A 5,315-nucleotide genomic window follows, 5' to 3' on the forward strand; every position below is an offset into this window, starting at 1 on the left:
GCTGATAGTCGTCGAACATCGTGCGGCGTTCGTGCCACCGGAGACTGTAGGTGGCCGCGCGGACCACGTCCTCGTCGTCGAAGTTCGACCCCAGCGCGCCGGCGAACGCCCCGAGGCAGGTGGACAGCCACGCCAGGCGGAAGTAGTCCGAAACACTGACGGGCCGCCCGAGCTGGGTCTCGAGGTAGCCAGCGTCCAACACCACGATGGCCAGCACGAACATCGCCACCAGCAGGGCGAGGAACATGATTCCCACACCGACGCCGACCGTCAGCACGGTGGCCGCGTTGTCCATCCGCCGATGACCCCGTCCGAATTCGTCATCGGAACGGGTCCACATCCCGTTGCGCAGAATCAGCCAGGACACCAGCGTGAGGACACCCAGCACGCCGATCAGCAGCAACCGCATCGGATGTAGTGCCACCGCCAGGGAGGCGATGCTGCCGTAGAAGACGCCGAAGGCGCCGGTGCCCGCCCCGGCGGCGACGACACCGGCTAATCCTGTCACCATCCGGGTGGGCCTGTTGTTGAGCACCATCCCTCCGAGTAGCCGGATCCTGCTCATCGCCCCGCTGCACGTGGCGGGGGGAAGATCGTCCGAACCGGACGGGCCGACACCGTCCCGGCGAGTGCCCGCCCTCACCAGGCGACGAAGGAGCGCCCTGACCTTCGCCTTCACCCGGACTACGCCGAGCACCGGCAGACATACCAGCGCGGCGGCAGTGGAGTCGTTGACGTCGTACAACACCGGGTCCCCGCCGGATCGGCTCGGCAGATCAGTCAGGTAGACGACGAAATCCCACGAGTGCTGCTGCAACAGACGGGGTGCGTGCTCGGTGAGTCGGACCTCGCCGTCCGGACCGAGCGGGAGTGTTTCCCGGGCGACCTCGACCCGCCACCTCCCCCCGAGCTCGCGGGTCAGATCGTCGGCGAGGTCGTCCGCGATCGCGGCCGCCACCCTGTCGGGCGCACCTGGGTCCGCCATGAGTCCGACGGTCGAGTACGTCCCCTCGTCACTCTGCTCGTGCTCACTCACTTCTGATACCCCCTTCCGTCACTCCCCGCGGTGAAGCCGCGCGAACGCGTCGAAGATGCGGGCACCGTGGGGCAGTGCCGCCTCGTCCAGGACGAACCCGGGGTGGTGCAGGTCGGTCTCCTCGGACTCCCCGTCCCACACCCCCAGCCGCAGGTAGACGCCGGGGATCTCCTCGGTGTACCAGGCGAAGTCCTCGCCGCCGCTGGACTGCACGGCCGTACCCACCCCGTCCGGTCCGAGCACCTGCTCGACCGCGGACGCCGCCAGGTCGGCGCAGGCCTGGTCGTTGACCACCGGTGGCACACCCTGGACGTACTCCACCTCGGCGCGTAGCCCGTACGTCGCGGCGATCGACTCGACGGCCCCGCGGACGACGGGTTCCGCCGTGGCCCAGACGTCGCGGTCGGCGCTGCGCAGGGTGCCCCACAGCTGGCCCGAGTCGGGGATGACGTTGGGAGCCGTCCCCCCGGCCTTGATCGAAGCCCAGGTCAGGACCGTGCCCGAGCGCGGGTCGATGGTCCGGTCCACCACGGCGGTCACCCCCGTGACGATCTGCGCCAGCGCGAAGACCGTGTCCTGGGTCTCGTGCGGCCGCGCCGTGTGGCCTCCGTTCGAGTGGACGGTGACGCCGATCTTGGCGTTGGACGACGTGATGGCGCCGCCCGTCACCCCCACCTCGCCGACGCGGCGGTGCGGATCGCAGTGCAGCGCGAGGATCCGGTCCACGCCCTCGACCACGCCCTCCTCGACGCACTCCTTGGCGCCGCCCGGCATGGTCTCCTCGGCCGGCTGGAAGATCAGGCGCACGGGGCGCGGTGGCGGGTCGGCGACCAACATCTCGGCCGCCCCCAGCAGCATCGCGGTGTGACCGTCGTGGCCACACGTGTGGGCCACCCCGTCGACCTCCGAGGCGAAGGACTCGCCGGAGTCCTCGCTCATCGCGAGCGCGTCGATGTCCGCGCGCAGGGCCACGACGTCCGTCGCGGTGGCGCCCTCGGCGGCCGGGACATCGCACCACAGGCCGGTGCCGATGCGGAACCGGGTCGGCCGCAGCCCCATCGACCGGAGCTCACCCTCGATGTAGTCGGTGGTCTCGGTCTCCTCGTAGGACAACTCGGGGTGGGTGTGGATGTGGCGCCGCCACCCGATCAGTCGCCCCTCGAACCCGCCCGCGTCGGCGGTGTCACCCTTCTTGCGTCCGAACACCGAACACCTCCTGACAGAAGTCGACCACCCGGTCCCCGAGCAGCTGCCTGTTGGCCAATTTCACGAACTCGTGACCCTCGTCCTCGAAGAGCAACACGTCCACCGGTACCCCGCGGCGCCGCAACGCCTCGACCGCCTGTTCGGTCTCGCTGAGCGGCACGTTGGTGTCGTGCGCGCCGTGGACGAAGAGCACGGGCACGTCCACGTGGTGGTACAGGTGCAGGGGCGAGGCCTCCCTGAGCAGTTCACGCTCCTGGAGTGGGTTGCCGTACTTGGGGTACGCGGCGGCGGCGATCCACGGCTCGGTGGTGCGGTAGAAGGTCTGGAGATCACTCATCCCACACGCCGCGATCCCCCCGCGCCAGCGCCCGGGATGCCGCACCAGGGTCGCGTTGACCAGGTACCCGCCGTACGAGCGGCCCGAGACCACCGCCCGGTCGGGGTCGGCGATGCCCTGCTCGACGAGGTGCAACAGCGCGTCCTCGACATCGTCGATCCCCGCGAAGCGGCCGTAGCGGTCGTCGGCGTGGCTGAAGAAGCGGCCGGACCCGGTGGACCCGCGCACGTTGGGCTCGAAGTAGGTCACACCGATGTCCAGGTACCGGCGGGCGAGGTCGTTGTACCCCGGTCGGGACTGCCCCTCGGGCCCGCCGTGGAGGTGGACCACCGTGGGCGTCGGCTCGTCGGCCGGATCGGCGCGGTACAGCCACCCCGAGAGTTCCAGACCGTCGCGGGCCGTGAAGCGGACCAGCTGCGGGACCGGGTCCGGTTGCCTCGGGGGCTCCCCCGTCCACCTCCGTCGCTCCACGTCGTACATCACGATGCGCGGTGGCTGGTCGAGACTCTGGACGGTGAGCGCCAGCAGACGCCCGTCGGCGGTGAGCGTGGGCGAGGACGCGACCACGTCGGGCAGTGGCGGTCTGACGATCACCCGTGGTCGGCTCCGGCGCAGGTCCAGGACCTCGATCTCCGACAGTCCCCCGCGGACGTTCCACAGCAGCACGGCGGTCGTGCGGTCCAGGCTCACCTCGACGCGATCGAGGTCGGCGTCCTCCCGGTAGGCGAGCGGCCACGACTCCGTGAACTCCTCGTCCGCCTCCACCGCGAGCAGTCCCATCCGGTCCGCGGAGTGATCACTGCGCACGATCATCCTCATGGGCCGGTCACCGCCGCCGGCGTCGAGTATCACGCCGGCGTCGGTGGTCGACCCGGTGTCCACGGGCAGGAGCGGCCACCACCGGCCGTCCGGAACGATGCGGAGCAGTTCGCGGTGGCCGCGCGCCCCGACCCGGAACAGGGCCGCCCCGTCGCGGGCGTGGACGAGCGCGCCTCCCATCCGGGAGTCGACGATCGTGCTCTCACCCGTCTCCGGGTCCACCAGCCTGCCCTCGGCCAGCCCCTCGGAGTCGAAGGCGGTCAGGGCCAACAGATCGCCGTCCCAGCAGACGATCTGCTCGGTGGCGTCGTCGTGGGTGTCGATCGGATAGACGTCCCGGTCCGCGGGGTCGGTCGTGACCAGCCAGATCCGCTCGCGCTCGCCACCGTCGGGGGCCACCTCGCAGGCCAGCCACTTGCCGCTGGGCGAGTACGCGACGCGTCGCACCGGTCCGTTGACGGGAAGGACCACGTCGCGTTCCGGACCGGCCCCGTCCAGGCCACCGAGGCCGAGAGGCCGTTGGACCGCGCGTGGGTAGCCGGTGCGCTCGGTGACCACGCACGCCAGCATCGAGCCGTCCGGGGACAGGCAGGGCGAGGTGGTGTGCCGGATCTCTCCCGGCCCCCCGACGGCGTCGTCGGGCGGGCCGGCGAGGTCCAGCGACTCCGCCTCCTCGGTGATCTCGGTCGTGTCATGCACGGTGGATCCAGGTGTCCTTTCCCCCGCCCCCGCTCGAGGCGTTGACGACCATCGTGCCCGCCGGGGCCACGCGTGTCAGTGCGACGGGCGGGGCGGAGGCGAGGATCTCACCCGAGGCCCCGCTCCGGAGCATGACGAACGCCCGCATGTCGACGTGCCTGCGCTGCAGTTCGTGACCGTTGAACGTCGGCAGTGTGGACAGGGACTGGACCTCCTGGGCGACGAATCTCTCACCGTGCCGCCGCAACTCGTCCCGCCGCTCGTCGAGCTCGCGGGGAGAGCACTCCGGGCCCACGGTGATGCCGGAGCCCCCGTACCCGTCGATCGGTTTGACCACCAGTTCTCCGAGGCGGTCGAGGACCTGCCTGCGCTGCTCGGGGTCCGAACAGACATAGGTCTCGACCTGGCCGATGAGGGGTTTCTCGCCCAGGTAGAAGTCGATGATCTGCGGCACGCGGGCGTAGATCGCCTTGTCGTCCGCGGCGCCGTTCCCGGGCGCGTTCACCACGGCCACGCCGCCTTCCGCCATCGCGCTGAGGAGTCCGCGCCGCAGCACCGTTCCGTCCGCGCCCGCCGACGACAGCAGCATCTCCTCGTCCATACGGACGTAGAGCACGTCGACTGCGGTGCGGTCGCCACCGTGAGCCCGCCAGAGGCGGCCGTCGTCGACCGTCAGCTCGTCCGGGGTGACGATCTCGCCGCCGATCGCCGCCGCGGCGTTGTTGAGGTCGAAGGCCTCGCGCTCGTCCTCGGCGATCACCACCGCGATGGCGGGATCGTCGACGCCGCCCGGTGCGGCGGCACGCAGCGTCTCCGACAGCATCTCCAGGCCGACCCGGGGATCGTGGACCTCGGACCGCGCGCCGAACTCGGGGAAGCCCTCGCTGATCCGGTCGCGCAGGGCGACCGCCATGGCCAGACCCCCCGCCATCCGCAGGTTGTCCTCGAGGACGACCCACTCGCCGGGGGCGGTGGAGACCAGGTCGACGCCGCACACCGGCGCGTGCAACGCCCCCTCCGGGACCGACCGGCCGGTGGGCCGGAAGCCCGGGGCGCGGTCGAGGGCCTCGGCGGGGACGATGCCGGCGCGGATGATCTCACCGGGACCGTAGATGTCCCGGAGGAACAGCTCCATCGCCCGGGCCCGTTGTTCTATTCCCGCCGAGATCCGGGCCCACTGGTCCGCCGGGATGACGCGCGGGACCGCGTCCAGCGGGA

Annotated in this window: 4 protein-coding genes; all 4 read right to left on the bottom strand. The window is 71.1% G+C overall.

From position 1 onward, the window contains the following. Positions 1-1,036: hypothetical protein (locus G6026_RS15255; protein ID WP_182613675.1), on the bottom strand; the 1,036-nt coding region annotated here is incomplete at its 3' end. Between the two features lie 18 nt (positions 1,037-1,054). After that, positions 1,055-2,242 carry a M20 family metallopeptidase gene (locus tag G6026_RS15260; protein ID WP_107757807.1) on the bottom strand — a complete coding sequence of 396 codons (1,188 nt, stop codon included), beginning with the start codon at positions 2,240-2,242 and terminating at the stop codon, positions 1,055-1,057. Continuing rightward, the gene (locus tag G6026_RS15265; RefSeq protein ID WP_107757808.1) at positions 2,220-4,097 is read right to left on the bottom strand and encodes a prolyl oligopeptidase family serine peptidase; all 1,878 of its coding nucleotides are present in this window, start codon (positions 4,095-4,097) and stop codon (positions 2,220-2,222) included. The genes G6026_RS15260 and G6026_RS15265 overlap by 23 nt, the downstream gene beginning before the upstream one ends. Next, on the bottom strand, positions 4,090-5,315 hold a 1,226-nt coding region (locus G6026_RS15270; protein WP_182613676.1), incomplete at its 5' end, for a circularly permuted type 2 ATP-grasp protein. The genes G6026_RS15265 and G6026_RS15270, both read right to left, overlap by 8 nt.

Origin of the sequence: Dietzia sp. DQ11-38-2 (assembly GCF_014145055.1) — a bacterium.
Taxonomy (GTDB): domain Bacteria; phylum Actinomycetota; class Actinomycetes; order Mycobacteriales; family Mycobacteriaceae; genus Dietzia.